At 35.9% G+C, this 26,658-nt stretch carries 19 protein-coding genes and 1 pseudogene; 8 read left to right on the top strand and 12 right to left on the bottom strand.

The genetic code is table 11. From position 1 onward, the window contains the following. The first annotated feature begins 473 nt into the window (after nucleotides 1–473). Genes NST21_RS12105 through NST21_RS12095 form a run of 3 tightly spaced genes read left to right on the top strand, consistent with a single transcriptional unit; the run spans nucleotide 474 to nucleotide 4,533 of the window. Nucleotides 474–956, top strand: a complete 483-nt coding sequence (locus NST21_RS12105; protein ID WP_328115327.1) for a MarR family winged helix-turn-helix transcriptional regulator — start codon at nucleotides 474–476, stop codon at nucleotides 954–956. Further along, nucleotides 953–2,677: an ABC transporter ATP-binding protein gene (locus NST21_RS12100; protein ID WP_340889322.1), complete on the top strand. Its 1,725-nt coding sequence runs from the start codon at nucleotides 953–955 to the stop codon at nucleotides 2,675–2,677. Before NST21_RS12105 ends, NST21_RS12100 begins: the two co-directional genes overlap by 4 nt. Further along, nucleotides 2,674–4,533, top strand: coding sequence for an ABC transporter ATP-binding protein (locus NST21_RS12095; protein ID WP_340889320.1), 1,860 nt, complete (start codon nucleotides 2,674–2,676; stop codon nucleotides 4,531–4,533). The genes NST21_RS12100 and NST21_RS12095 overlap by 4 nt, the downstream gene beginning before the upstream one ends. A gap of 268 nt (nucleotides 4,534–4,801) precedes the next feature. Here the strand turns inward: NST21_RS12095 and NST21_RS12090 are convergent, their stop codons facing one another. Then, nucleotides 4,802–5,254: a MarR family winged helix-turn-helix transcriptional regulator gene (locus NST21_RS12090; protein WP_340453663.1), complete on the bottom strand. Its 453-nt coding sequence runs from the start codon at nucleotides 5,252–5,254 to the stop codon at nucleotides 4,802–4,804. Between the two features lie 125 nt (nucleotides 5,255–5,379). On the opposite strand from NST21_RS12090, the gene NST21_RS12085 reads away from it, so the two are divergent. Together NST21_RS12085 and NST21_RS12080 are read left to right on the top strand one after the other, a co-directional pair. Next, entirely contained in the window at nucleotides 5,380–5,820 is a 441-nt protein-coding gene (locus NST21_RS12085) for a GNAT family N-acetyltransferase (RefSeq protein ID WP_340889319.1), read from the top strand. A gap of 2 nt (nucleotides 5,821–5,822) precedes the next feature. Continuing rightward, on the top strand, nucleotides 5,823–6,464 hold the full coding sequence (locus NST21_RS12080) for a YczE/YyaS/YitT family protein (RefSeq protein WP_445670507.1): 642 nt from the start codon (nucleotides 5,823–5,825) through the stop codon (nucleotides 6,462–6,464). Between the two features lie 326 nt (nucleotides 6,465–6,790). Here the strand turns inward: NST21_RS12080 and NST21_RS12075 are convergent. From NST21_RS12075 to NST21_RS12025, 11 genes and pseudogenes are all read right to left on the bottom strand, one after another. Beyond that, nucleotides 6,791–6,941, bottom strand: a pseudogene (locus NST21_RS12075) (DDE-type integrase/transposase/recombinase); the annotation flags it as partial. A 319-nt stretch (nucleotides 6,942–7,260) separates the two neighbouring features. Then, nucleotides 7,261–8,262: an LLM class flavin-dependent oxidoreductase gene (locus NST21_RS12070; RefSeq protein WP_056520984.1), complete on the bottom strand. Its 1,002-nt coding sequence runs from the start codon at nucleotides 8,260–8,262 to the stop codon at nucleotides 7,261–7,263. A gap of 285 nt (nucleotides 8,263–8,547) precedes the next feature. After that, the gene (locus NST21_RS12065; RefSeq protein ID WP_340889316.1) at nucleotides 8,548–9,258 is read right to left on the bottom strand and encodes a GntR family transcriptional regulator; all 711 of its coding nucleotides are present in this window, start codon (nucleotides 9,256–9,258) and stop codon (nucleotides 8,548–8,550) included. 462 nt (nucleotides 9,259–9,720) lie between these two features. Continuing rightward, nucleotides 9,721–10,791 carry a YeiH family protein gene (locus NST21_RS12060; RefSeq protein WP_340889315.1) on the bottom strand — a complete coding sequence of 357 codons (1,071 nt, stop codon included), beginning with the start codon at nucleotides 10,789–10,791 and terminating at the stop codon, nucleotides 9,721–9,723. A 74-nt stretch (nucleotides 10,792–10,865) separates the two neighbouring features. Next, nucleotides 10,866–11,609: a PIG-L family deacetylase gene (locus tag NST21_RS12055; protein WP_340889313.1), complete on the bottom strand. Its 744-nt coding sequence runs from the start codon at nucleotides 11,607–11,609 to the stop codon at nucleotides 10,866–10,868. 136 nt (nucleotides 11,610–11,745) lie between these two features. After that, nucleotides 11,746–13,104 carry an aminotransferase gene (locus NST21_RS12050; RefSeq protein ID WP_176527411.1) on the bottom strand — a complete coding sequence of 453 codons (1,359 nt, stop codon included), beginning with the start codon at nucleotides 13,102–13,104 and terminating at the stop codon, nucleotides 11,746–11,748. A 175-nt stretch (nucleotides 13,105–13,279) separates the two neighbouring features. Then, the gene (gene xsc, locus NST21_RS12045) at nucleotides 13,280–15,043 is read right to left on the bottom strand and encodes a sulfoacetaldehyde acetyltransferase (RefSeq protein ID WP_056520978.1); all 1,764 of its coding nucleotides are present in this window, start codon (nucleotides 15,041–15,043) and stop codon (nucleotides 13,280–13,282) included. A 194-nt stretch (nucleotides 15,044–15,237) separates the two neighbouring features. After that, nucleotides 15,238–16,074, bottom strand: a complete 837-nt coding sequence (gene phnX / locus NST21_RS12040; protein ID WP_340889309.1) for a phosphonoacetaldehyde hydrolase — start codon at nucleotides 16,072–16,074, stop codon at nucleotides 15,238–15,240. Between the two features lie 373 nt (nucleotides 16,075–16,447). Then, entirely contained in the window at nucleotides 16,448–17,860 is a 1,413-nt protein-coding gene (locus NST21_RS12035) for an amino acid permease (protein WP_340889307.1), read from the bottom strand. Between the two features lie 514 nt (nucleotides 17,861–18,374). After that, on the bottom strand, nucleotides 18,375–19,001 hold the full coding sequence (locus NST21_RS12030) for a YitT family protein (protein ID WP_340889306.1): 627 nt from the start codon (nucleotides 18,999–19,001) through the stop codon (nucleotides 18,375–18,377). A 497-nt stretch (nucleotides 19,002–19,498) separates the two neighbouring features. Then, nucleotides 19,499–20,953: a sigma-54 interaction domain-containing protein gene (locus NST21_RS12025; protein ID WP_340889305.1), complete on the bottom strand. Its 1,455-nt coding sequence runs from the start codon at nucleotides 20,951–20,953 to the stop codon at nucleotides 19,499–19,501. Nucleotides 20,954–21,170: 217 nt separating this feature from the next. Here NST21_RS12025 and NST21_RS12020 point away from each other — a divergent pair, with 217 nt between their 5' ends. From NST21_RS12020 to NST21_RS12010, 3 genes are all read left to right on the top strand, one after another. Continuing rightward, the gene (locus NST21_RS12020) at nucleotides 21,171–22,376 is read left to right on the top strand and encodes an iron-containing alcohol dehydrogenase (protein WP_340889304.1); all 1,206 of its coding nucleotides are present in this window, start codon (nucleotides 21,171–21,173) and stop codon (nucleotides 22,374–22,376) included. 438 nt (nucleotides 22,377–22,814) lie between these two features. Then, nucleotides 22,815–24,140 carry an MFS transporter gene (locus NST21_RS12015; RefSeq protein ID WP_340889303.1) on the top strand — a complete coding sequence of 442 codons (1,326 nt, stop codon included), beginning with the start codon at nucleotides 22,815–22,817 and terminating at the stop codon, nucleotides 24,138–24,140. Between the two features lie 901 nt (nucleotides 24,141–25,041). Beyond that, entirely contained in the window at nucleotides 25,042–25,539 is a 498-nt protein-coding gene (locus tag NST21_RS12010) for a hypothetical protein (protein WP_340889302.1), read from the top strand. Nucleotides 25,540–26,658 lie beyond the last annotated feature (1,119 nt).

The following is a 26,658-nucleotide window of genomic DNA, read 5'->3' as shown; positions in this document are numbered from 1 at the left end:
AAGAGCACTGCTTTATCACTATTCTTCCTTCCACTTTCATAACGCTTTCTAGGGTAGCAAATGGATTTTAGTCAAAAGAGAACTCTATATACTATAAAAAAATCACTCTAGTACGCAATTTAATATTGTAAAACAATAAAGCACCCAAGCTCTATCAAATTCGAAGATTTCCTTATTTATCAATTTTTTTAGTTTGTATTCCAGAACTCAATTATTGAATTAGTTGTCCATATCCCCTAACCGAATAATCGAGCCGCATAGATAAATCCCTTACCTTCTTTGTTGAATAAGTTTAGTACTTGACTGAAGTTTAAAACTTGCTTTTTAGGTTAGCACTAAGGGCAAGATACACACTGAAATAATGCAATTGTTTTTTGCTTGACTAAGCGGAAAAATAGATGTAAATTTATATAATTCATAAAATGAACTGTTCGTTATGGAACAGTTCAAAGTAGGAAGAATGGTGATGTTGAGTGGAGAGTGAAAATCAAGAATTAATGCGTTCAGTACAACTATTACGTTCATTTTGGAACGTGCAGAAAAATATCATGCGTTTCGTTCAAAAAACAGCAGTAGAAAATGGATTAACAGTTCCCCAATATTCTATTTTGATGGCCATTATTCTTCACGAGGATATGACTCAAAAAAACGTAGGGGAGAAAACATTTCTTCCAAAAAGCACACTGAGCCAAGCGGTAGATGCTCTCGTTCGAGCTGGCATGCTCCATCGTGAGCATGTGGAGGGCAACCGGCGTGAAATCCAGTTGTCCATCACCGAAAAAGGGAAAAATTTGTTAAAAACGATTCATATGCATGATGGCAGTATTCACCAAATCTTTCAAACGGTCATTGAATTGCTTACCGAAGAACAGTTTGAAGAGTTACTTGAAACGCATCTTCAAATTACAAACTATTTAGAAACACAAGCAACAGAACAAGGAGAGTGTACAAAATGATAAAAATACTGAAAAATTTATCCGTTTATAAGTGGATTATTTTAGCAGTTTTCGGTCTAGTCTTTGTTCAATCAATGTCGGACCTCTTTTTGCCTACACTAATGGCCGATATTATTGACAAAGGTGTCGTTCCTGGAGACACCTCCTACATTTGGAAAATTGGTGGTTTGATGTTGTTAGTTTCAGCTCTTGGCGCTTGTGCTTCTATTATCGCAAGCTACTATTCGTCAAAAGCAGCAATGGGAATGGGACGCGATGTCCGCCTGAAAGTCTTTAATCATGTTGAAAAATTTTCGTTACAAGAATTTGACGAAGTCGGTACCGCGTCACTAATTACACGGACGACCAATGATATAACACAAGTCCAGCAAGTGGTTATTATGATGCTTCGTATGGTTATCAGTGCACCTATTATGCTAGTCGGTGGAGTGATTATGGCCGTTTCGAAGGATGCCAAATTATCCCTTGTTATTGTCGTCGCAATGCCTGTGTTGATTAGTTCAATCCTGCTTATTCTATATAAAGGTGTGCCTCTTTTTCAAACGGTGCAAAAACGATTAGACCGGTTGAACCTTGTATTACGAGAAAATTTAACTGGGATTCGCGTCATTCGTGCCTTTAATCGTGAACCCCAAGAGAAGGAACGCCTTAAGAAAGCTAATAAAGAATTGACAGATGTCTCGATTAAAGTAAATAAAGTTATGGCGTTTATGATGCCTATAATGATGCTTGTCATGAACTTGACGGTTGTTGGTATCATTTGGTTTGGTGGAGTTCGAATTAATAATGGCGGTATGCAGATTGGGGACTTAATGGCCTTTATCCAATATGTAATGCAAATTATGTTCGCACTTGTTATGGCATCCATGATGTTCGTTATGGTTCCTCGTGCGGCTGTGTCGGCAACTCGGATAAACGAAGTCCTTGACATGAAACCTTCATTCCTAGATGAGGGAACAGATAAGGCAGATCGTGAACACGGTACACTTGAATTTGAACATGTATCGTTCAGTTACCCAGGAGCAGAAGAACCTGCATTATCGGATATTAGTTTTTCTGCAAGACCTGGTGAGATCACCGCAATCATCGGTGGAACAGGTTCAGGAAAATCAACGCTCGTCAATTTGATCCCTCGCTTTTATGATATTTCAAGTGGATCTATTCGCGTTAATGGTGTTGATATTCGAATGGCATCACAAGATGAAATTCGTTCAAAAATTGGCTTCGTGCCACAAAAAGCCATCCTTTTTACGGGTACAATTGCTGACAACATTCGCTTTGGAAAACAAACCGCCACACAGGAGGAAATTGAGCATGCGGCTCGCATTGCGCAAGCAGAAGATTTTATAAGCAAAATGAAAGACGGCTATTATGCAGAAATCGAACAAGGCGGCTCAAACCTATCAGGTGGACAAAAACAACGACTCTCGATTGCAAGAGCACTCATTCGAAAACCAGATATTTATATATTCGATGATAGCTTTTCTGCACTTGATTTCAAGACAGATGCCAACCTTCGTGCAGCCCTGAAAGATGAAACAAAAAATGCGACGGTATTACTTGTTGCACAGCGTGTTAGTACGGTTGTAGACGCTGACCGAATCATCGTGTTAGATGAAGGACACATTGTAGGCATGGGTACACACCAAGAATTGCTTAGTACAAACGACGTATACCGTGAAATCGCCTTATCACAGCTCTCAGAGGAGGAAATTGCATGAGTAATCAAAAAAAACCTCAAAGCGGCGGGCAAATGGGGCATGGCCCTGGTGGCGGTAACATGATGATGATGGGTCAAAAAGCAAAAGATTTTAAAGGAACACTAAGACGTCTCTTGGCTTATTTAAAACCCCGACGCAACAAATTAATTGCCGTGTTCTTCGCTGCAATCATGAGTACAATTTTTATGATTGTAGGGCCCAAAATCATGGGAACGGCGATTACAGAATTATTCGAAGGAGCTTATGGGAAATTCCAAGGAGTACCAGGAGCAACTATTAACTTTGATAAAATTGGCCAGATTCTTCTACTACTTGCTGGACTGTATGTCTTAAGCAGTCTTTTCAACTATGTACAACAATACATTATGTCTAGTGTTGCACAAGATACAGTATATGATCTTCGAGATGATGTTAATAAAAAGCTTGAGAAACTTCCTCTCAAATATTTTGAAGGACGTCCTAACGGAGAAACACTAAGCCGAATGACAAATGACATTGATACAATCGGGAGCACCCTTCAACAAAGCTTAACGCAGTTCATCACATCAATTGTAACAATTTTGGGGATTATCATTATGATGCTTTCGATTAGCCCGTTATTGACATTAATCTCGATTGTCAGCTTACCTTTGTCAATATTTGCAATCCGGCCCATTTTAAAAAGATCCCAAAAACATTTTGCCGATCAACAGCGCACACTCGGACAATTAAATGGGCACATTGAAGAAATGTATACTGGCCATCAAGTCGTTAAAGCATTCGGACATGAAAAAAAGGCAAGCGCACAGTTTGTTTTGGTTAATGAAGAATTGTATAAAGCGGGAAGGAAAGCACAGTTTATATCTGGTATCATCATGCCTATGATGTTCTTTATCGGAAATTTGAGTTATGTCCTTATCAGCGTTGTCGGCGGGATATTGGTAACGCAACGTTCGATCTCAATTGGTGATATTCAAGCATTTATCACATATTCAAAGCAGTTCACCCAGCCGATCACACAAACAGCTAACATTGCAAACATTATTCAGTCGACGGTTGCTGCAGCTGAGCGTGTCTTTGAGCTACTCGATGAAGAAGAGGAAATGAAAGAAAAAACGACAGCTAGTATAATGAGAGCAAATGGCGATGTAACTTTTGAACATGTAGATTTTGGATACGGTGAAGACTTGTTAATTAAAGATATGAACATTGATGTCTTGTCTGGACAGACGGTCGCAATTGTTGGACCGACTGGTGCTGGAAAAACGACAATGATAAATCTCTTGATGAGATTTTATGAACTCAATGGCGGAAAGATTAAGATTGATGGTCTAGATACACGGAATATGTCTCGGAATGACCTTCGAAAGAACTTTGGGATGGTGCTTCAAGACACCTGGCTCTTTAATGGTACGATTAAAGACAATATCGCTTATGGAAAAAATGGAGCAACAGATGAAGAAATTTTCGCAGCTGCTCGTACGGCACATGCCGATCATTTCATTCGAACACTACCAGATGGTTATGAGACAGTCTTAAACGAAGAAGCCTCGAACATCTCACAAGGTCAAAAGCAGCTTTTGACAATCGCACGAGCTGTCCTTGCAGATCCACCAATCATGATATTGGATGAAGCGACGTCAAGTGTGGACACTAGGACCGAAGTCTTTATCCAAAAGGCGATGAAGCGACTGATGGAAGGACGTACTAGCTTTGTAATTGCCCATCGTCTCTCAACGATTAAGGATGCAGATTTGATTCTTGTTATGGATCAAGGAAAGGTGATTGAGCAAGGAACACATTCAGAACTTTTAGAGGTAAATGGTTTCTACGCAGATCTTTACAATAGTCAGTTTACTGAAAATGTAGCTGGATAATAAGAAAGAGGCTCAATTTCAAATCGAAATTCGAGCCTCTTTCTTATTATCCACAACTATATAAAATTTTGAACAACTCCATCAATCTTTAAAACACAAAGATTATCCAAATTAATCTCCAGAACGGGTTATAGGTGTTGGAGGTTTTTACTTTATTCACTTTACATATCTTTCTCAACTTAGAAGTACAGATGCAAATTAGCTTATGTTGCTTCACCTAATGCCCCGTTTAGTCATCTATGAAGCAGGGATAATATATAAGCCTATATCAATACCCCCTTTTATTTCCTTTTTTTACGAATTCCCAATCTACCTCAATATTTTTTCTGACCTTTTGAAGAAGATGAAATATTGTTTCTGTTTCTTCAAAAGAAAATCCAGATAATGCAACCTTGTCGGTATACTCTCCTTCTTTCTTTAAAAAGGGATAAACATTTTCGCCCTTATCAGTTGGATATAACTTTTTAATTTTTTTGTTGTTATCATCATTTTTCTTTTCAATAAAACCTTGAATCTCCAGTTTTTTAATTGCACGAGCTGCTGTCGTGCGGTCAACCTTTATCATTTCTGCTACCTTTTCTTGAATGATTCCGGGATTTTCACATATTCGAACAAGATACAAATACTGCCCTTTTGTAAGGTCAAATTCTTTAAATTCTATATTACTTATAGAGTCCAATGCCCTTGCTATCATTCCAATTTCACGAAGTATTTCCTTCATCAAAAAAACACCCCTAACTTTTTTGTTGTATTTACAACAAAAATAATTTCATTTATACTAATAAAAGGTCATAAAGTTATTATGACTTGTACAATTAAATAAATCTAGAAAAGGGAGGAAGATCATTGGATTCAAAGAGAATAACAGTAGATAGCGATTTAAAAAATGCTTTTCATATCAGAAAAGAAGTATTTGTTGAGGAACAAGGTTTCTCATTAAAAGATGAATTTGATGAATTTGATACACTTAATGGACTATCAGAACATATTTTAGTCTATTATAATGAAAAACCTGTCGGAACTGGAAGGTTAAGAGTTGTTGATGGTTTAGGTAAATTGGAGAGAATTTGTATCTTAGAGCCTTACCGTAAATTTGGTCTTGGAAAAATAATTATTAAAACATTAGAAGAAATCGCAAAAGAAAAGGAAATATCCCAGGTTAAATTACATGGGCAAACACAAGCAGAGGGTTTTTATAAAAAACTCGGCTATCAAACTTCATCAAATGTTTTTATGGAAGATGGTAGTCCACATATTTTAATGATAAAAGAATTAGCTAATGAATAAATGTGTTAAATGTGAGTAACACGAAATTTATCCTCTATGTGTTAGGAATCATAATATTAGCCCTTGGTTGTTCTTTAACCATACAATCAGGTCTTGGTACATCACCATTTGATGCCCTTTTGGTCGGCCTTTCTATACAAGTCGGACTAACGGTTGGAAGCTGGGAATTTATAATAGCATTTATTATGATATTTTGTAATTCACTTTTAAAAAGACAAAGACCAGAATTTTTTGGTTTACTAACAGCTTTTATAACAGGTCTTGGAATTGATATATGGCTTTTTTTATTACATAACTTGGTTCAGCCAGAACAAATACTCATTAAACTTGTTTGTTTAGGGGTTGGATTAGTTGTTATAGGACTAGGAACAGCTATCTACTTACATGCAAATTTTGCTCCAATTCCTGTAGACCGTTTAATGTTCATCATTCAAGATTTAACTGGAATGAATATACTGTTTTCAAAAACATTAATTTATCTTGTTTTCTTAGTAATGGCAATCACATTCAATGGACCAATTGGTATCGGAACTCTATTAACCGTTTGTTTAGGAGGGCCAATTCTCAATTACTTCGTCCTATTAATTGGTAATAACCCTAATCCATCAGCAAATAGTGATACAGATAAAAACCATTCGATATAGGATGGTTTTTATTTGCAAAGAATTATCCTTTAGTTTGCACAATAATCTTTAGTCCACAAATCTGGCATGAACAAAGATCAACATGCAATCTTGAACTCCCTCAGTTTAATAATGAAAAAGCTGCCTTAAAGACAACCTAAAACCACAGAAAAAATAAGTAAATCAGTGATATTCATTCGCCTTAACCTTATACTCACCATCTGTTTTGGTGCTCAAGCAAAATACTATTGAATCCGAAAGTATAGAGTATGTATAACCTTGAATTTATCCACCTAATCCCCATTTTACGTAATGACGCGAGGTTTAGAAACATGAAAAGACCGTTAAGCTTTCTTGAAGAAGTGTTTGCAGCCTTTTTGTCTCTTGTTTTACTGAGATAAAAATCAATCGTGTTTCCTTTGGAATCCACTGCACGATACAGATACATTCATTGACCTTTTACTTGATATACGTTTCATCGACTCTCCAGGAGTCATTTATGGTAGCTGCTTAAGAATATCAATAAAGTAATATAAAATTATAATGATAGCTGAATGCTAATCCTCAAGAAAAACTAAAATAGCTTTAATTAACAAAAGTTGATTCTCAAACTATTTATTTTGAGTATAAAAACTTTTTAATTGCCAATATCCTGTTCTATGTAAGCAAAAAGTATTTCGCATAGGAAGTTAGCTTATACAATAATCTTCAACTATAGCGCCCCGATTGTTGAATAACAGTCCAATCTACGATATGGTCCTTCTAGTAAAAAGCAAACCCTATCGCGTAGACAGGGTTTACTTTTTACTTTCATTCGTTAATTGCCATCAACCACTTCTTTTAAAAGTTCATAAGAACGTTTTTGTTTGTCAGGATTATAAATATAAGATACGGCCATGATTTCGTCCACGTTATACTTCTCTTGAAAACTCGTTAACTGTTCTCGTATCGAAAGTTTACTTCCTAACAAAGTCACACTGGACATCGATGTAGCCATTTCTTTCTCTGGCTGACTCCAAATGTGATCCATGTTTTCAATAGGAGGACTTAACAGCGTTCGTGAGCCTCGCACAACATTCAAGAAAAATTGCTGCATCGTCGTCGATTCAAATTTGGCCTCTTCATCACTTTCTGCTGCAATCACATTAAGACATACTATCATATATGGAGAGTCCAGATATTCTGATGGCTGGAATTGATTACGATAAATTGAAATGGCTTCATCCATATACCTTGGTGCAAAGTGGGAAGCAAATACATACGGCAAACCTAATTTAGCTGCTAAAACCGCTGAATCCGTTGATGAACCGAGGATATAAATCGGAAGATTCGTGCCAACACCTGGATAAGCTTTTATATAACCTTGAAGCTCTTCGGGCCCAAAATAAGCAAGCAAATCCTTTACATCTTTTGGAAATGTGTAGACTGAATCATTTTGAGAACGTCTCAATGCACTTGCGGTCATCATATCTGTACCAGGAGCCCGGCCAAGACCCAAGTCCAATCGATTAGGATAGATAGTTGCCATGGTTCCAAATTGTTCGGCTACTACCAAAGGAGAATGGTTAGGCAGCATAATTCCGCCAGACCCAACTCGTATGTGTTCTGTATGTTCCAAGATATGTTTAATTAAAATCGAAGTAGCTGAGCTCACTAGTGTTGGCGTATTATGATGCTCTGCAACCCAATATCGTTTATAACCCATTTTCTCAGTGGCTTGCGCCAAATCAACCATTGCATCAATGGCTTCTTTTGCCCCCTGCCCTTTGCGAATAGGGGCCAAATTTAAGACCGATACAGGTATTTGTATATTTGACATTTAAAATTTGTCCTTTCTTGATGAAGTTTCAATTCTATACTAACAATTAAAACCCTAGAAACAAACTTAAATGCTTGGGTGGAAAATCAAATGCATAATAAGTGCCTCAGGTAGGTCAATCAGGCCCTTTAAAGGAATAACTTGACTTTCGTTTTTATCTGTTCAAAACCATCTAAATCTACATTAAAGATTAGAGAACCAAAAATAACCTAAGCCTCTCTACTTTCTTAGAAAGGCTTAGGTTATTTTATCCAGTCAGTAATACTTATTAATACATTTACAAAATTAGTTGTTCTTTCGGGACATTTTCATCGCAAATGAGTACATATCTGATCGGAATAAACCTTTATAATATTCTACTAAATTACCGTCAGAATCAAAAATCATTCGTTCTGTAATTAGCAAGCACATAGTTTCGGATATACCTAAATGTTCAGCATCTTCTTTAGTTGGAAATCCGCATGTTATAATTTGTTCTGCTTCACAAAAGTTAATGTTTAGATCACCTTCGAGCGCATCATACAAAACAGTAGTACTTAAATCAAATTTCGTTAATTTTTGTCCAAGTTCTAAAGAATAGTAATGCAATTCAATTGCGATTGGTAAATCCCCCTTTAACCGTAGCCTCTTAATATGGTATGATTCATCCTCAAACCCATTTGCATCGGCTATATTTTCAGGAGTCAATACACGACCATGATTTAGTAATTTAATCCCCATATTTTTAGTCGTCTCAGTAAAACTAATCATTTTAAGCCATTCTTGAACTGGTTTAAGAGATACAAATGTCCCCTTACCATGCCTTTTTTCTAATATCCCATCACGAACTAAAATAGATACAGCTTCTCTTACAGTGCTTCTACTAACAGAATACATATCCATGAGTTCTCTTTCACTTGGGATCTTGTCCTTATAATAACCTTGTAAAATTTGGTCTTCTAATATTATTTTTAATTGAACATGTAATGGGATTGGATTGTTAAAGTCTAGCTCCATAAAATTTCCTCCAAACAGAAAAAGACATTGTGATGTTCGTATCAGTGATTATATTGTAAACCAAATTGTAATAATATTCAAATAAATCGGTATCAATTGATTCTTATACTTGTCTAGTTTTGAAATTAACGTGAGATGTTCCCTGTCTTGTGTTCTATTACAACTCTCACTTTCGAACAATCAGAAAAGTTTTGTACATTGTTTGGTCTCTAAACGGTTCCAATGATTATTATAAATAATTTCCTATGTTCATACTCTTCGCATGAATTAAACGAGTATCTATGGATATAGAAAACCCTGAATAGTGCCAACTATTCAGGGTACAGTTGAAAATGGGAAAAGATGTTTTCGTTCAAAAAATACCCTCACTTCCGTATGATGTCATCTGTATTCAATAATACCCTTGTGAATCTATAGACAACACTGGAAGGCTGCCCTCTCCAATTATAAGATCCTCTAGCTCTAGACTATAAAGTACGAGATTATAGAAAGAAGCAACGAGGTAATGGTCATTGCCAAAAGTGGACGCATGGCTTTTGTACGAAGAGCCTGCAAACTGACATTAAGTCCAAGACCAATCATAGCCATAGTCAAAATAAATGTAGTAGTTTTAGAAATACCCTCAATTACGATTGGAGAAACTGAGATATATGTTCCAAACACATAGCTTCCAATTAAACTCATCATAATAAAACCAACGAGGAACCATGGAAAATCAATTTTTGCATCTTTACCCGTTTTTTCCGAAGAACGTTTTTTCATCCAATACATAAAAATGAAGCATAATGGGATAAGTAAAAAGACACGACCTAATTTAGCCAATAGCGCAATAGCTAGCGCATCTTCACCTGCTGGGGCTCCTGCCAATGCAACATGAGCTATTTCATGAAGACTGATACCAGACCATATACCATAATCCATCGCTGATATCGGAAGGATAGGTCGTATTAGGGTATAAATTATAGAAAAAAGTGTCCCCATTAAGGCGATTATACCTACACCTATGGCCGTATCTTCTTCTTTTGCTTTCACGATAGGAGATATTGCTGCGATTGCTGCTGCACCGCACACACCCGTTCCTACCGCGAGAAGAAGCGAAATTGAAGGATCAGCTTTTAACCACTTTGCAATCAGAACCATTACGATTATCGCAAAAGCTACGGTTCCTATGTCACGAACCAATAATGGCAAACCTTGATTAAAAATCACATCAATATTTAATTTCAAACCATATAAAATAATTGCAAAACGGAGAAGTTTTTTAGCGGAAAATTCAATGCCCTTACGGAATTTTTCAGGATAGCCTGCAATTTGGCGATAAATGACCGCAATAATAATTGAGCAAGCAAGCGGTCCAATTCGATCAAATCCTGTAATTTTAGACAGCCCCAAACCTAAAAGTGCGATAAAAAATGTAAAAGCAATACCACCAATCCACAATAGTAAGCTTGATTTCTTTTCTTGAAGAGGTAATTTTGAATTTTGTTGTTCCTCACTTGTTTCCTCTAGGGGCTTATATTTTTCTAATTGCATTCATTCCTTCCCCCTTTCCAGATAAAATTAAGACCACTTGTAACCCGGTTTGCTTTAAAAATCATGGATCATCGCTACATTTCTATTGTTTGAAAAAGATCAGTTTCTTCTATAATATAGGGAGGATTTCCTTTAATAAAATACTCGTATTCTTTTAAAAAAGGTAAAGTAGGTTTTTGATTATCCCATAATTCAGGAACGGCTAAAGTTTGGGAACGATGAGACCTTAAAGCCCGAATCTTTTTTTGCAGAGTTTCTGAGATATTTATTTTAGTCACACTTTTCAGCATGCTCTCTTTTATCCATTTTTCATAATATGTATGCCAAAGGACAAAGTACAGTCTCTGAGCCTTAAAGGCAGAGAAAACAGAATCTGGATAAAAATCTGAATCACCTGATTTTGAAAATGCTAATGTCGCTGCACGACCAATTGCACAATGGTCTGGATGTCCCCCATATTTCTCATTAAACGTTACTATTACTTGAGGTTTAATTTCTCGAATCACTTTTACAATTCGCTCCACTAATAAATCTATATCTTCAAACTCAATTGTTTTATCCCTTAAATTTAAATACCGCAGGTCGTTAATCCCTAATACTTCGCATGCGTTTTTTAACTCTAGTTCTCGTAATTTCGGCAATGATTCTCTCGTTGTAAGAATGGGATTGCCCATACGCCTGCCCATCTCACCTTTTGTTGCGCAAAGTAAGGTTACCTGTACACCAAGTTTAGAAATTTTGGCGATCGTTCCTCCACAAAGAAATGACTCATCATCAGGATGCGCAAGTATTACCAATAACTTTTCTTGAGATACCATAATACCTCCGCTTTTGTATTAGTCTATCAGCATTTATATAAAAAAAACGGACATGGATGTCAAAACAGTTAGACATATCATGCCCACTTTAATCGTGACCAATAAAGTTATCTGAAGCCTTTATCTACATTAAGGGTTAACACAATTCATACAAAACAGATTTAACAGTTTCAATGACAAAGTGTAAATCTTCAACAGTTGAGGATAAAGGCGGTGCAATAATTAATACATTCCCGTATCCAGGAACGGTATCTCCGTTTCGGCCAATAATCAGGCCTTTTTTCTTACAAGCCCCAATTACCTTTCCCATTAGCTCTTCAGATACAGGTGTTTTTGATTTTTTATCTTCTACTAGTTCAATTCCATATAAAAATCCAATTCCACGCACTTCTCCAACTTTTTCTAGAGCAGTCAATTCAAAGAGTTCACTTAGTGTTGATTCACTGAGTTCAGATACTCGTTGAACAATATTTTCATTTTCGATAATTTCAATGTTCTTGAGGGCAACTGCGCAAGATGCAGGGTGACCTCCGTAGGTTGACACATGTCTAAAATGATTTAAATTTCCATTCTCCTTAAATTTTTCATAAATCCTAGAGTTCACAGCTGTTGCTCCTAGTGGAAGATAACCGCTGGTCAATCCCTTTGCCATTGTTACAATATCAGGTTGAACCCCATCAGAGTGCATAAATCCAAACATTTTTCCTGTTCTGCCAAAACCTGAAACCACTTCATCCACAATTAAAAGAACATCATGCTTCTTACAAATTTCCGAAACTTTTGTTAAGTACTCTTTTGAAGGGATAAGGACCCCGCCGCCTGAAATGAATGGTTCAAGTATAACGCCAGCTACAGTCTCTGATCCTTCAAAGTTAATAACCTGATCAAGATATTCTGCTGCAAGGAGGTCAGAGTTCTCTGCGTTTTCTCCAAATGGGCTTCGATAACTATATGGTGGTGGCACATGCAGAAAACCCGGAACCGCTGGGTCATATTTCACTCTCCGATTCGCCTGAGCTGTTGCACTTAAAGCACCGAAGGTATTACCATGATAGGCTCGATACCTAGAGATGAATTTGTATTTCCCCGGGTTTCCATTTTGAGAATGATATTGGCGAGCGATTTTAAAAGCGGTCTCATTCGCTTCAGATCCACTGTTAGTGAAAAAAGTTGTATATGAACCTTTTAAATGTTCACTTATTTTAGAAGATAGTTCAATAGCTGGCTTATGGCTTAAAGTTAATGGGAAGTAAGATAAATTCACCATTTGCTCATACGCTGCTTGAGCAATTTCTTTTCGTCCATGGCCTAAATTCAAGCACCATAATCCAGAAACCCCATCTAAATATTTATCGCCTTTTGTATCGGTAAACCATGAGCCGCTTCCTTCCGTTGCAATCATGGGACTTTCCTTTTCGTTATAACGATGCATCGCATGCCATAAATGATCTTTATCCATTTGAACAAGGTCTTTCGTTTCAGTTTCTAATTTCAATATTGAAACCCCCTTTTTATTTATTGAAATGAATTTTAGTTAAGTTACCTATACCGATCCAACTCAAAATAGAAAACAAGAGTATGAAAATATTGATGTTAAGTAGTAAATAGACGCGATAACTCAAAATACATCCATTAAGTATCGCGTCCGTTATAACATTCTTTTTTAGTAATTATTTATCCCAGTTTTTATGATCTAAATGAGCGTACTTTTCTAATAATCTAGTAGGCATTTTTAAAGCGTCTTTTCTAAATGGAGGCGCTAATTGGGTTCCATCCACCTGAATATCAATGACGGTTGGTTTGTTTGATTTTATTGCCGCTTCTATGACAGGTCCTAATTCTTCAGGTTTTTCCACTCTAATTCCAACTGCCCCCATCGAACGAGCAACTTCTGCAAAATCTGGATTTTGGATATCTGCCCCAACAAAACGATTATTATAAAAATCGACTTGGTTCTTTTTCTCTGCACACCATGCATTATTATTAAAGACGCACGCGATGACTGGAATGTTTTCTTCAACTGCTGTACTTACTTCATGTAAGCTCATTCCCCATGCTCCATCTCCAACGATTGCTAAAACAGGTGTATTCGGCTCAGCTAATTTGGCACCAAGTGCAGATGGATAAGCAAAACCGGTGTTTCCGAATGTAAGGGCAGCGATGTGTCTACGACTCTGGTTAAATTTCAAGTAAGCGTTTGCAGTTGATGATACATTACCAATATCTGTTGAAACAATAGCATTCTCAGGTAACACTTTTGTTAATTCTAAGAGGGCGCGACGCGGGTTAATTGGCGTCCCATCTATCATCGCAAGTTCTACTAGTTCTTCTTCCCATTTTTGTTTTTCATTTGTTACCTCTACCATCCGCGCTTTTTCTTGTTTTAGGTTAGGTTTAATTTCCTTTAACCGTTTCATAATTTCTCGACTAGCTTCACGAGCATCACCGATAATACCAACTTCAACTGGGTGAGTTCTAGCGATTTGTCTTGGATTAATATCTATTTGAATTATTTTTGCATCTTTAGGGAAATAATCAATGTCATAGCATGGTAATGTTCCAAATACGGATAATCTTGTGCCAACCGCTAAAATAACATCTGCTTTCTTTAGTGTATTCATAGCAGCTTTAGATCCCATATATCCTATTGGGCCAACAGCTAACGGATGATCTGCAGGAAATGCATCATTATGCATATAGGATACAGCTACCGGAGCTGTCAAGTGTTCTGCTATATTCTTAATTTCCTCAATACCATCTGAATCAACTGTCCCTCTACCTGAAATAATAACTGGATACTCAGCCTCAGCTAAAATTTCAGCTGCTCTATCCAAGGATTCAGATGACCCGCATCCTCGTGAATCTACGCGATATTGATGTGGTTGAAGAATTTGATCCTCCACTTCACCATAGAAATAATCACGAGGGATATCAAATAATACAGGTCCTCTTTCAGCATAAGCAATTCGAAATGCTGTCCGTAGACAATCAGCGACTCGACCTGGGTGGGTCACTCTCACAGTTTCTTTTGTGATGGCCTTGAAAATGGAAACCTGATCACATTCCTGAAAACCATCCCATCCAACTGTTGGTGTACCTGCTGAAGGAGATATTACTACCATAGGAGTATGAGCTTGATTGGCCGCTGCTACAGAGGTTACCATATTGGTCATTCCAGGTCCGTTTTGACCGATAACAACCCCAGCAACACCTGAGACACGACAATAAGCATCTTCCATATGAGCAGCACTTTGTTCATGTCGAACTCCAATAAATCGAATGCCTGCTGTTGGCAATAAATCAAGCATATCCATAAAAGCAGAACCTAGAATTCCCGATATATGTTTGACTCCCTCTGCCACTAATGTCTCAACAATAGCTTCACTTGGTGTCATTTTTACTTTCGTTCCTCTTAACATTTTTGTTTCGACCATTGCACATTCTCCTTAACTTTAATGTATTTCTGATAATGACGTTGCAACGTCCGTACCAGTTATAAGATGTATAATACTACCATTCCATCGAACAGTCAATGAATAAATTGAATATTTTGAATTTATTTAAAATTAATATTCTTGCACATACAGATAAAAGTGGTAATATCACATTTTTTATTAATATATCTGTTTTAGCCCCCGATAAAAGTTTCTTTTTTTTCTGTCACTCTGTAATTAATTCTATCAATTATTTCTAATAAATCTCCTATTTCATCAATAACGAAGTCGGCACCTGCATTTAGAAAACGATTTTCAGCATTCTTCATTCGCTTTTTGAGCTCATACGGATCCATTTCGTTGATTTCTTGTTCAGAAAGGCCTATTTCGCTGCCGCCTTTTAATACACCAACAGTCCACATTCCAGCATGAATCCCCTCTTTGATGTCACTGATTGTATCACCAACCTTTACAATCTTACTTAGTGGATATACTTGTAGGTTAATAGCTGTTTGAAAGCACATCCAAGGAGCAGGACGTCCTGTAGGCACTTCTGAAGACGCGACAATAGAGTCTGGTTGATAGCCCCACTTTTTTGCCTCTCCTGCTACAACATCTATCATTTCACGAGTATAGCCAGTTGTTGAACCGATTTTTATTCCTTGTTGTCTTAAACTGCTAACGAGTTCAATTAAACCAGGTACAGGCTTGGCGTAATTTTGGAGAACCTTGAATAACAAATCCTCAAAGTCCCTATATAGAGCATTTACATCTTTTTCATTTGGTTCTTTCCCAAATGCTGTAACCCATAAATTCGAGATCCTAGTCATTTTCAGGAGTTCCCTTATGTGGTCAATTTTTAATAAGCCCATTGGTTTTCTTGCTTCCTCAATGGTAATATCAATCCCCCTTATACTAAATACTTCTACAAACACTTGGACCGGTGCAAAACAACCATAATCAACCGTTGTGCCAGCCCAATCAAATATAACTGCCTGAACCTTCCCATTTAGTTCATTTGTACTTTCCAAGCTGTTTCCCCCTCCCAATTTATTGATCCCTCACAAAAAGGGCTTATTCTAAAAAAGCACGTAAAGTCCTCTTGAGACTTTGCGGTAATTGTGGACTGACAATGAAGGAATGTCTCATTTATTATAGAGTAAGACAATATGATTTACCTGAAACTGAATTCTATTAAGTACTTTTTACAGATAAATATTAAGGGAATCATATAGTCTAGCTAAATAATGCTGATATTTGAAGAATGTTCATCTGAGGAAATCCATAGAAGCAAACGTAGCAATAAATATACTGATTTTAATTGGTTAAGTTGAATCCGTATAGCTTTGCAATTGTCATTTTACCAATGTCTATTGATTGCGTAGTAGTTTAGATTAATTATATTTAGAATTTCTCAGAATTAGGGGGGCTAGGAACAATATTTAATTCATTCTCCATATACTTCGCTTTTTTTCGTCGAAATAAAAAGAAAGAACCTATAACTATAAAACTGAATAGCATCGTAAAAATAAACTGTGGACGCTGTGAATCTATAAATGCCATTAATATTAAAACGGAAATCATAGAAATGATGGTTGCATAAGTTAAATATGGAAATAACCACATTTTAATCTTGAAAATCCCAGGATTCTCTTTTTCCATCCTTTTCCTTAAGCGGAGATGAGAAATCGCAATGGCTAGATAGACAAGAATTCCAATTCCTCCAGAAGAATTTACTAAAAAGAAAAATATTTTGTCAGGAGAAATATAACTAAAAATTGTGCTAATAAAGGCAAACAGTGTACTTGCAATTACTGCAAGAACTGGGACCCCATTCTTGCTCACTTTTGAAAATAATTTTGGGGCATCACCCTTTTTTGCAAGAGAAAATAACATCCGAGAGCTCGTATAAAGTCCTGAATTTAAGCAGGAAAGCAAAGCCGTTAGAACTACGATATTCATAATTAAAGCAGCCGAAGGAATACCCATCATTTCAAGAACAGCAACAAAAGGACTTTTAAGCAAGGATGCTGAATTCCAAGGCAAAAGTGTCACTAGTATAGCTATTGAGCCGATATAAAAAATAAGTATTCGCCATACCACGCTATTTAACGCACTTCTTACAGACTTTACTGGATCACTAGTCTCTCCAGCTGCAATGGCGGGAATCTCAACTCCAACGAAAGCGTGAAAAACAATCGCTACACCAACAAGAACTGAACTAATCCCGTTAGGAATAAAACCACCAAAGTTCAAAAGATTAGAAGCGCCAGGTGGCTTTATCGTTGGTATTAAACCCAGAATCACCGCTACTCCTAGACATAAGAATAGAATAATACTGACTATTTTAATAATAGAAAACCAATATTCAAATTCGCCAAATGATTTAACAGAAAATATATTTGTTAGTTTTAATAGAATTATTAATGAGAGACTTATTAACCAGACTGGAACTGAAGGAAGCCACTCATGTATTATCGCTGCCCCTGCTGTTGCTTCTAGTGCAATTACAATAACCCAAAAAAACCAATATAACCAACCTGTAGTAAAACCGGCCCACTCACCAATCCCTTCTCTTGCATAAACAGCAAAAGATCCTGTATTAGGGTTTACTGTAGCCATTTCTCCGAGCATTCTCATGACTAAAACAACGATTAAGCCTGCTAATACGTATGATAAAATCGCTCCGGGGCCTGTTTGACCAATAATAATACCGCTTCCTACGAATAAACCAGCTCCTATTACACCACTCAAAGATATCATTGTTAAATGTCTTTGTTTAAGACCAGGTTTCAATTCTTCTTGTTGATGTTTCATAACCTCCACCAACTTTCAGTAATTTGGGGAACCACCTATTGATAACGCTTACATCTACTTAAAAAGCCAGGCTACTCTAACACAACTACATAAACTACCTTTCCCTTACATACTCACAAAATAGTGAAAAAAATCATACATAACCATAAAACGGTGAAGATTTACCAATGAATAGACATTTCCGAAACAAACACTAGCGTTATTCTTATGTGTGTAGACACATAAGAATAGGTCTTTTCAGCTTATTGCTTAATATTATTCCCGCAATCTAAGAGACGAAGCTCTAGATTTTCTGTTATCCTATTTCCTCCTCCATATAGTTTATTATGACAATCGAAACGGAACTAACATCACTACGTCATGATGTTAGTACCACTTTCTATGTGTATAATACACTCTGACTTTTTTAAAGTCAATTTAAAAATCAGAATATTTGGACAAGTGTTCAAGAATCATTATAAGAACATAATTTTAATGTTTACAAAACACCAGACTGACTCCTGATCTCGTAATTCTATTTTTCCGTTTTAGCTGTTTTGTCCAATTGCCCTTCGGTATCTATCAATACTGCCTTCTGATTTCTATTAAGCATTTTCTTTAAAAGTGACGAAAAGATCAGCGTAAACGCAACACCCTTAATGATCGAAGTATAACCATAAACAAGCAGACCCAATAATAGTACGATAAGATTAATTATCCTGATTGTCGCTGCTATATCTATTTTTTTATTTTTGTGATGTAAAATTAAAGCTATAACATCAAACCCCACAGTGGATGCATTTGCTGTTATACATAAATAGTATCCTAGTGCTATCAAAATCGAAGAAATGATAATTACTACAATGATGTTTACATCAATGCTTATATTAAGTGAATAAAATAAGTTAAAAAAAAGCATATAACTAAGGGAACTTACTATTGATTTGAAAAAGTATTCTTTCCCTAGAAAAACTAAACATATAATTAATAATAGTCCTGTAACAAAATTAGCAAGCATGGCTATGTTATAGCCAGATAAGGCATTTAATAGTAACGCGGAACTCGTCACACCACCATTAATAATTTCATTTGGTACGATCAAATAAGCATAGGCAAAGGTCATTGAAATATTTCCCACAATAATTTTAATGAAGTCCTTCATTAATTTTGTCACCTTCCTATTACAATTTAATAAAAAGTCTAAAAATTAGCCAGTATAGCTTTCTCCTCCTTCGATATAAATATTTATACTTGAACTATATGAACAACATTCATTTGTAAGTTCAAATATTCAAGATTCGTTCAAGTTACATTTAGTCTTTACCGCCACTGCTTTTTGATAAAAGTAGAATGAACTCCTTGCTAGAAGCTCTCTTCCCTCCTTATCACCGTAATATTCATGCAATCTGACAATAATTGTATTAAGCCTCCTATTAAGTTAAAAAGAATCTTATTTAGAAATAGTCCTACTCTCAGAATCCATTATCAAAATAAAATGGGAGACAAAGTAAAAAACCGCGGAATTATCAAGTGCAGTCAGCAACATTTCTTCCAGAACTATCAGATATGTTCGAGAAAGCATAAGAGTATATTCTTGCAAACCAAACCTATTCTGAGTGAATACTCAAATGAAGAATATTATTGCTAAAATTAAGAATCTTATCTTTTGTATGAAAATTGGATTCCGAGACGTTTCATTCTCCTTATCAGATTTGCATGGTCAATGTCGAGCTTAATGGCAGCTTTTCTAAGGCTTTGTGAAGATTGAAGGGCATTTAAGATCATCTGAGATTCAAATTGAGCCATGGCTTCCTTTAGATTAAGATTATTTATGGATAATAGATTATTATCTGACGTTTCATCGCGGAAACTTTCTTGGGGAATTTCTAATTTCCAATTATCTCTTATATGTTCTGGCAAGTCTCTAGGGGTTATGAATGGTACTGATGTTGATACTACTAAAAACTCTATAATATTTTTTAATTCACGAACATTACCAGGCCATTGATAGCTTTCCATAATCTTTAAAGATTCAGGCATGATTTGTTTTTTTAATCCGTACTTCTCACAAAGCATTGTAAGGTAAACGTCTATAAGAGGTAAAATGTCGGATTTCCGCTTGTATAACGGTGGAATATTCAAATGAATCACATTAATTCGGTACCACAAGTCTTCTCTGAATTGTTTTTTATTAACAAGATCCCTGAGGTCTTTATTGGTAGAACAAACTAACCGAAACGTAAGAGGAATTAGCTTCGAATCACCTATTCGAGTAATTGCTTGATCTTGAAGAACACGAAGCAATTTAGCTTGCATCAACAATGGTAGTTCACCAATTTCATCTAAGAGTATGGTGCCTGTATTAGCTTTTTCAAAAAGACCAGCCTTCCCTCCTTTTTTGGCCCCTGTAAAGGCTCCTTCAGCATATCCAAATAATTCAGACTCAAATAATTCAGCTGGAATCGCAGCACAATTGACTTTAATAAAGGGGGCATCTTTTTGAGGACTATACTGATGAATATAATTTGCTAACACTTCTTTTCCTGTTCCGGAATCTCCCGTGATGAGTACAGATGTAGGGAAAGCAGCAACCTTTTTTACCTTTTCCATTAAATTTTGCATTTCCTTACTTCTAAAAACAATTTGTGAAGTATTAATTCTTTGTTCTGCTTCAATTTCTTTATCAAGTTCAATTTTTCTTGTTTGACTTTGTAAATGATTCAAATAAGTTATATCTCTAACACTGGTAACTACCATCTTTACTTTTTTCTTTGATTCGTCGAAACTGTCAAATACCGGAGTAGCTGTTGCCACAAAATATTTACATTTGTTAATTCTTTGCATGATTGTGGTCGTTTGTTTAGATTGTAATGCCATATATGCAGCCGATTGATCGAAATACTCTAATAAAACTAGATCTCTAATATCCTTTCCCACAACTTCTTTTCGATCTATTCCCGTCATTTCTTCATAAGCCTTATTGACTTCTAAAGTGATTCCATCTTCATCCACTACATATAGTCCATCTGAAGAAAAGTCAATGATCGTACGCATTTGTTTATTAATTGCCTCTAATTGTTGAATCTTCTCTAAAAGTTCAATTATTTCCACCATTATCCACTCTCCTTTTGTAGTCATTTTATTACCAGGTTGGTGACAATTCAACACCATTATTATTTAAGTTGATATATACTTTCTAAATATTACGAACATTTAAACTTTGGCATAGTTCTTGCATCAGTAAATCAATAGGTACTGAATCCTAAACTTTTTGAAGCTTGATAAAAAATTGAGAAGACTTTCATAAAAAAACTAAGAAAAGGGTGGTAAAATGGCTATACTTGATTTGCCGCGAAATATTTTGATTGAAAATGGTGCCATTAATAGTTTAGATAAACTCATTGCATCAAAAGGTGGGAGAAAAGTATTTATACTCATGGATTCTTTCTTGGCTAAATCTCCGCTAAACCTTCATGAAAAGGTAAAAGAAATCTTAATGAAAAGTGGTATAGACTGCAAATTTTTCACAGATTTTTCAGGGGAACCGTCAACGCAAAATGTTGAAGATGCCCTAATACAATTCAATGCTTTTCAGGGAGATTGTGTAATCGGTATAGGGGGAGGCAGTGCCATTGATTTAGCAAAAGCATTATCTGTTTTCGGCAAAAAAATGGATACAGAATGGAGTAGTATACCGCATTATCAAAAGTTAGATCGTCTACCGCTTTTTGCTGTACCTACAACGGCCGGAACTGGATCAGAAGTGACTAAGATCATGGTAATTACCAACCTTGGCACGAATATAAAAATGAATCCTAGTCATCCCGACCTTGTTCCGGATGTGGCAATTCTAGATCCAGAATTAACTTTAAGCCTACCATCCAATTTTACGGTATACACTGGACTCGATGCTCTTTCACACGCTATCGAAGGACTTCTATCGAACAGGGCGACAGTAATGACCAAACTATTTTCCCTTGAGGCTATTAAAATAATCGGAAGATCACTTCCAAAAGTTTTCGAGAATGGCTCAGATATCGAAGCACGAAGTGATATGATATTGGCAAGCTGTTATGCAGGCATCGCTTTTTCGAATGCATCCACAAATTTAGCCCATGCAACAGGAAGATCGTTAGGTGCCCGTTTCCACATTCCCCATGGTCTTAGCGTAGCTTTACTAATGCCTTTTGTAATGAGATTCAGTCTAGATTCCTGCAAGGAACAATTTGCTGATATAGCAATTGCTTTAGGTGCGTCCCCTTCTCTGAGCAAAGATGAACTGTCTTTATACGCAATTAAAATCCTTGAAGACTATAATGAAAGGTTCGGGATTTGGAATAACGGACTTAAATATATAGACTCCCAACAGTTGATTGCTGATATCCCAACAATGGTTACAGACGCTCTTTCAGGTAATGGCATAGCCACCAATAGAAAGGTTCCAACAGAGCATGACATACAGGTTATTTATTGCTTATTAGCTGAAAAGCTTTCTAAAACAAATTCACATACTGTAACAGAAATTATTAACAAATAAACTACCTCAATAAAATGAAAGCGTATACTAAATAAAGAAATCAATTAGCTTAAATAGATAAGTACAAACTCATTAAACAAAAAAATAAACTGACACTGAGAAATTCAAATAGGTGTTCTGTATACCGATATGTTCGTCTTTTATAGAGATATGCACTCCCGATTTCCAACTGTTTGAAATAAGTTTACCTCTGTCAGGCATGTACCAAATACAGCTCACATGAAAGATGCTTACTCACTCAAGCGATAAGTTTTAAGAGATGTCAATTTTGCTAATTGGGATACTAGTAATAAAGCGTTATATATAGGAGGTCAACCCTTCTGGTTGTCCTTCTCCTTCTTAGAATGATAAAAATTATATTGGTATATTGTAATTTTTCTTTATTTTCACATTTGGAATCAATTATATGATTATATTTATGTTAGGGAGGGGAAAAAGATGGGAAAAACAAGGGATAAAACACTCTCACGCGTTGTGGGAGCTAGCCTCATCGGTTCTACGATTGAGTGGTATGATTTTTTTCTATACGGTGTAGTAGCTGGAATTGTATTTAATAAATTATACTTTCCTGTTGAAGACCCAATTGTATCCACATTGTTAGCCTATGCCACTTTTGCAGTGGGATTTGTAGCTCGTCCAATTGGAGGAATAATATTTGGTCATTTCGGCGACAAAATTGGCCGAAAAAGTATGTTGATAACTAGCTTAGGTATTATGGGCGGAAGTACGGTATTAATCGCTCTAATACCTACATATAACCAAATTGGCATATGGGCTCCCATCTGCTTGCTTCTTTTGCGAATCCTGCAAGGGATTGGGCTAGGTGGTGAATGGGGCGGTGCTGTACTAATGACTTTTGAACATGCTCCACTAAAAAAAAGAGGGCTTTATGCAAGCTTGCCACAAATCGGACTGTCGATAGGCCTACTTTTATCATCTGGCGTTGTAGGACTCCTTTCTTCTACTTTATCTGACAGTCAGTTCATGACTTGGGGATGGCGAACCGCTTTCGGGCTAAGCTCCATATTAATTTTTTTAGGTTTATGGATTCGACTAAATGTTTCGGAATCACCGGAGTTTAAAAAAGTTAAAGAACGCAACAACGAATCAAATATGCCTATAAAGGACATGTGGAAGAATAATACCGGCAATGTACTTGCTGGCATGGGTGCACGATATATAGACGGCGTTTTCTTTAATGTCATGGGTGTTTTTTCAATCACCTATTTAACAAGCTCCCTTGATTTGTCACGAACCGAAGCATTACTTGGCGTTTCCGCCGCAGCATTTGTCATGTGCTTTTTCATTCCTCTATTCGGTCATGTATCAGACCGTGTTGGAAGAACTCGAACCTATTTGATTGGTAGCCTAGTAACAGGGTTTTCTGCACTTCCGGCTTTTTGGGTAATGTCGAACAGTAATGGCAACATTCTTCTGATCTGGTTGTCACTCATCATTCCTTTGGGAATCTTGTATTCTTCTGTCTATGGTCCTGAAGCTGCTTTATTTGCAGAGTTATTTGATGCCCCCGTTAGATATACTGGAATGTCTTTCGTTTATCAATTTTCAGGAATTTTCGCAAGCGGTCTAACGCCAATTATTGCGACTGCATTGTTAGGCTATAATAATGGCTCACCCATCTTACTCAGCCTTTATGTCATATTTGCTGGTATAGTGAGCGCAATTTCAGTCTGGTGGATAGGTAAAAATAAAGTTAAAACAACCCAAAATATACAATCAGAAGTAATTATTAAAAAAGGATAGTTTATTAAACATTTTTTAGTAGAACTTCCCCCAATAGAGTTATTGCCTGGTTTACCATGCTTTCTTCGCATCAAGGATTTATATGGTTCTTCTTTCTCTATTATAAATTTTAAAATTTCATCTATTATTATACTATAAAAAAGTTGAGGGCCTTTTACGCTTCAACTTTTTTATAGTATAAGAGGAATATCTATTTCTAATACATAACCATTTCTATTGTTAAGAATAAAAATCAAGCAATTAAGTAAAATCACGTATTATCAAGATCTAAGTAATTGCTACTTCACTGTATAATGTTTACATTCCAAGTAAAAAGTAGTCTGATAAAAATATGTAAAGTGGTCTATAAAGGAAGTTTTCTTAACCCTACATATCAGAAGCATTGTTGCCTACTCTCCAAAAACGAAATAGGATTATCCTGTGACTGTTTAAAACGACTCAGGTTCTACCTCTATCCATCCTTCTTTAGCTTTCTCATCATAGAGGTATATGATTATATACTTCTAAAGACCCTCTTTTTCTATTTTTTACTTATTAGACAGATGATAATCGTTTTAGGCATTATCTAAATATTGTTAGGTGAGAATAAAGTTGCTTAATTTACAATAAAGTCGTTTAAAACATAATAAATATGTTTAATAATAAACATGTTATTCCATATAAGGGCCATTTTCTGAAAAGAGGATTATTACTATTTATGTACCATTTAGTAGAGTTCTTTATAAATAGTAGAAAATACGATGATGAAAATATTTTTTATGTAGAATCCTTGAAATACATTTAAAAAACGTGATAACATTGTTAAATCAGTGTGTAGAGATATTGGTCTTTTTTATTGACCAAAAATATATGTCTCATGATACGTCTACCATCTGAAATATTTTTAATGGAGATGATCAATATGCACGAGGAAACAAGATTACCGCGAAACGGAAAAGAATTTGTATTATTCTTAGCCATCATTTCAATACTTTCAGTCAACATTATCGCACCTCTTATTATGGGATTTAAATTTGGATTCAGTAAAGAAGTGTATTTTGAAACCTTACAAGTAATTCCGTTTGTATGGATTTGTGTTATTTTATTGGTAACACTTGTTGCAAATCCAATTGTTAATAAACTCGTACAAAAGTTTATTGAACCTACGGACAGTTTTAATGCAAGAGTTTTATTCACGATATTATTTAGCGTAACCATCCTGTCCATTTTACTGACAGTTATCGGATCTTGGATTGGCATGAGAGAAATTAGTTTGAAACCGATTCAAACGTTCTTTTATGACTGGCCACGTAACTTTTTCATCGCATTTTGGGTTGAAGTTTTGATCGCACAGCCGATAGCAAGATTTGCAATGAAAAAATTACATGCAGGTCAGACGCGTAAAGCAGTAAATGCGTAACAATCAAACAAATTAAAAGCCCATATAGCCGATTGGTTTTATTAAAAAACCAGTCGGCTTTTTCTTGTAGAAAAGTGTGAGTGTTAGAACATATCATTAGTTTTGCAGTATGCGAGCTAAAGAGGAAGATTGATAGATTTTATATTATATAAAATTACTGTGATTCTAGCATAGGTAATAGCCTTTCCCAAATTATTAACCTCTACTGGGGAACTGATGATATTGGTAAGGACAAGGATATACAATAAATCGAAAGTGTGCATTTGAGCTACTGCTTTTTTTCCACTCAACCTTAAAAATAAATATCCTACAATAAAAATCAAGAATGTACGGTGAAATGTTTCCAATTTTGCATCAACTTTTATCAAACGTCCTAACTGAATAAAAGTTATCTTTAGTAATAGAAGTTTAATTCGTATCTAAACCGGATAATTTGGATTTGCAAAAGTCAAGTAAATCATTTTAGACAAACACGACTTAAATGCTCAATATGTTCAATTAATCTTCTTGAAAAAAAGTGCATTTTGATCATTTAATCCCTTTTTAATATTTTGGAGATGCACTCGGAGGAATCTACAAGGAGTCAGTACTGAATGCAGCGCTAGCATAGGACGATTAATAGAGGGAATCGAGTCTCCAAAAATGACAACGGTAAACAGTATGTGGTGAAATTTCTGTCCAATCTTGCGGATAAAAAGTACTAGCTCATGAGTTTATTGCAAATGAGTTAGTAAAATTTCTGGGCCTCCCCATTTCAGATGGAAAAGCCATTTACTTTTCGAGTGGATTAATTGACCATACCCCTAGAGGATGCCTAATTGATTCACGATTAAGCTGCTGATTTGTCCGTATACTTTTGATTTCCGAAAATCAAGTATTAAATAATCGCATCAAATTAGGGAATGATTCTCGTAAGCTTTATATGATAGATCATGGCGTGTCAAAAATCGAATAATGCGACTGTGGAAATGCTAAAAAGTGCATAGAAAAACGGCTTCATTTGGGCGTACACACGTTGTTCTATTGGATTAGCGATTCCTTCTTTTTATTGACCTTTTAACAAATAATATAATTAGTAAAACAACTCCAAATACACTCAATTGAATTAGAATATCTACT

The organism is Peribacillus sp. FSL K6-1552, assembly GCF_038005205.1.
Lineage (GTDB): Bacteria > Bacillota > Bacilli > Bacillales > DSM-1321 > Peribacillus > Peribacillus butanolivorans.
This window is presented reverse-complemented; position numbering and strand designations above follow the sequence as displayed.

Bases quoted from the DNA above. Each gene is read 5' to 3' on its own strand.
- NST21_RS12100 (WP_340889322.1), top strand. From the start codon at position 953: ATGATAAAAATACTGAAAAATTTATCCGTTTATAAGTGGATTATTTTA.
- NST21_RS12095 (WP_340889320.1), top strand. From the start codon at position 2,674: ATGAGTAATCAAAAAAAACCTCAAAGCGGCGGGCAAATGGGGCATGGC.
- NST21_RS12090 (WP_340453663.1), bottom strand. From the start codon at position 5,254: ATGAAGGAAATACTTCGTGAAATTGGAATGATAGCAAGGGCATTGGAC.
- NST21_RS12070 (WP_056520984.1), bottom strand. From the start codon at position 8,262: ATGTCAAATATACAAATACCTGTATCGGTCTTAAATTTGGCCCCTATT.
- NST21_RS12065 (WP_340889316.1), bottom strand. From the start codon at position 9,258: ATGGAGCTAGACTTTAACAATCCAATCCCATTACATGTTCAATTAAAA.
- NST21_RS12060 (WP_340889315.1), bottom strand. From the start codon at position 10,791: ATGCAATTAGAAAAATATAAGCCCCTAGAGGAAACAAGTGAGGAACAA.
- NST21_RS12055 (WP_340889313.1), bottom strand. From the start codon at position 11,609: ATGGTATCTCAAGAAAAGTTATTGGTAATACTTGCGCATCCTGATGAT.
- xsc (WP_056520978.1), bottom strand. From the start codon at position 15,043: ATGGTCGAAACAAAAATGTTAAGAGGAACGAAAGTAAAAATGACACCA.
- NST21_RS12035 (WP_340889307.1), bottom strand. From the start codon at position 17,860: ATGAAACATCAACAAGAAGAATTGAAACCTGGTCTTAAACAAAGACAT.
- NST21_RS12030 (WP_340889306.1), bottom strand. From the start codon at position 19,001: ATGAAGGACTTCATTAAAATTATTGTGGGAAATATTTCAATGACCTTT.
- NST21_RS12025 (WP_340889305.1), bottom strand. From the start codon at position 20,953: ATGGTGGAAATAATTGAACTTTTAGAGAAGATTCAACAATTAGAGGCA.
- NST21_RS12020 (WP_340889304.1), top strand. From the start codon at position 21,171: ATGGCTATACTTGATTTGCCGCGAAATATTTTGATTGAAAATGGTGCC.
- NST21_RS12015 (WP_340889303.1), top strand. From the start codon at position 22,815: ATGGGAAAAACAAGGGATAAAACACTCTCACGCGTTGTGGGAGCTAGC.
- NST21_RS12010 (WP_340889302.1), top strand. From the start codon at position 25,042: ATGCACGAGGAAACAAGATTACCGCGAAACGGAAAAGAATTTGTATTA.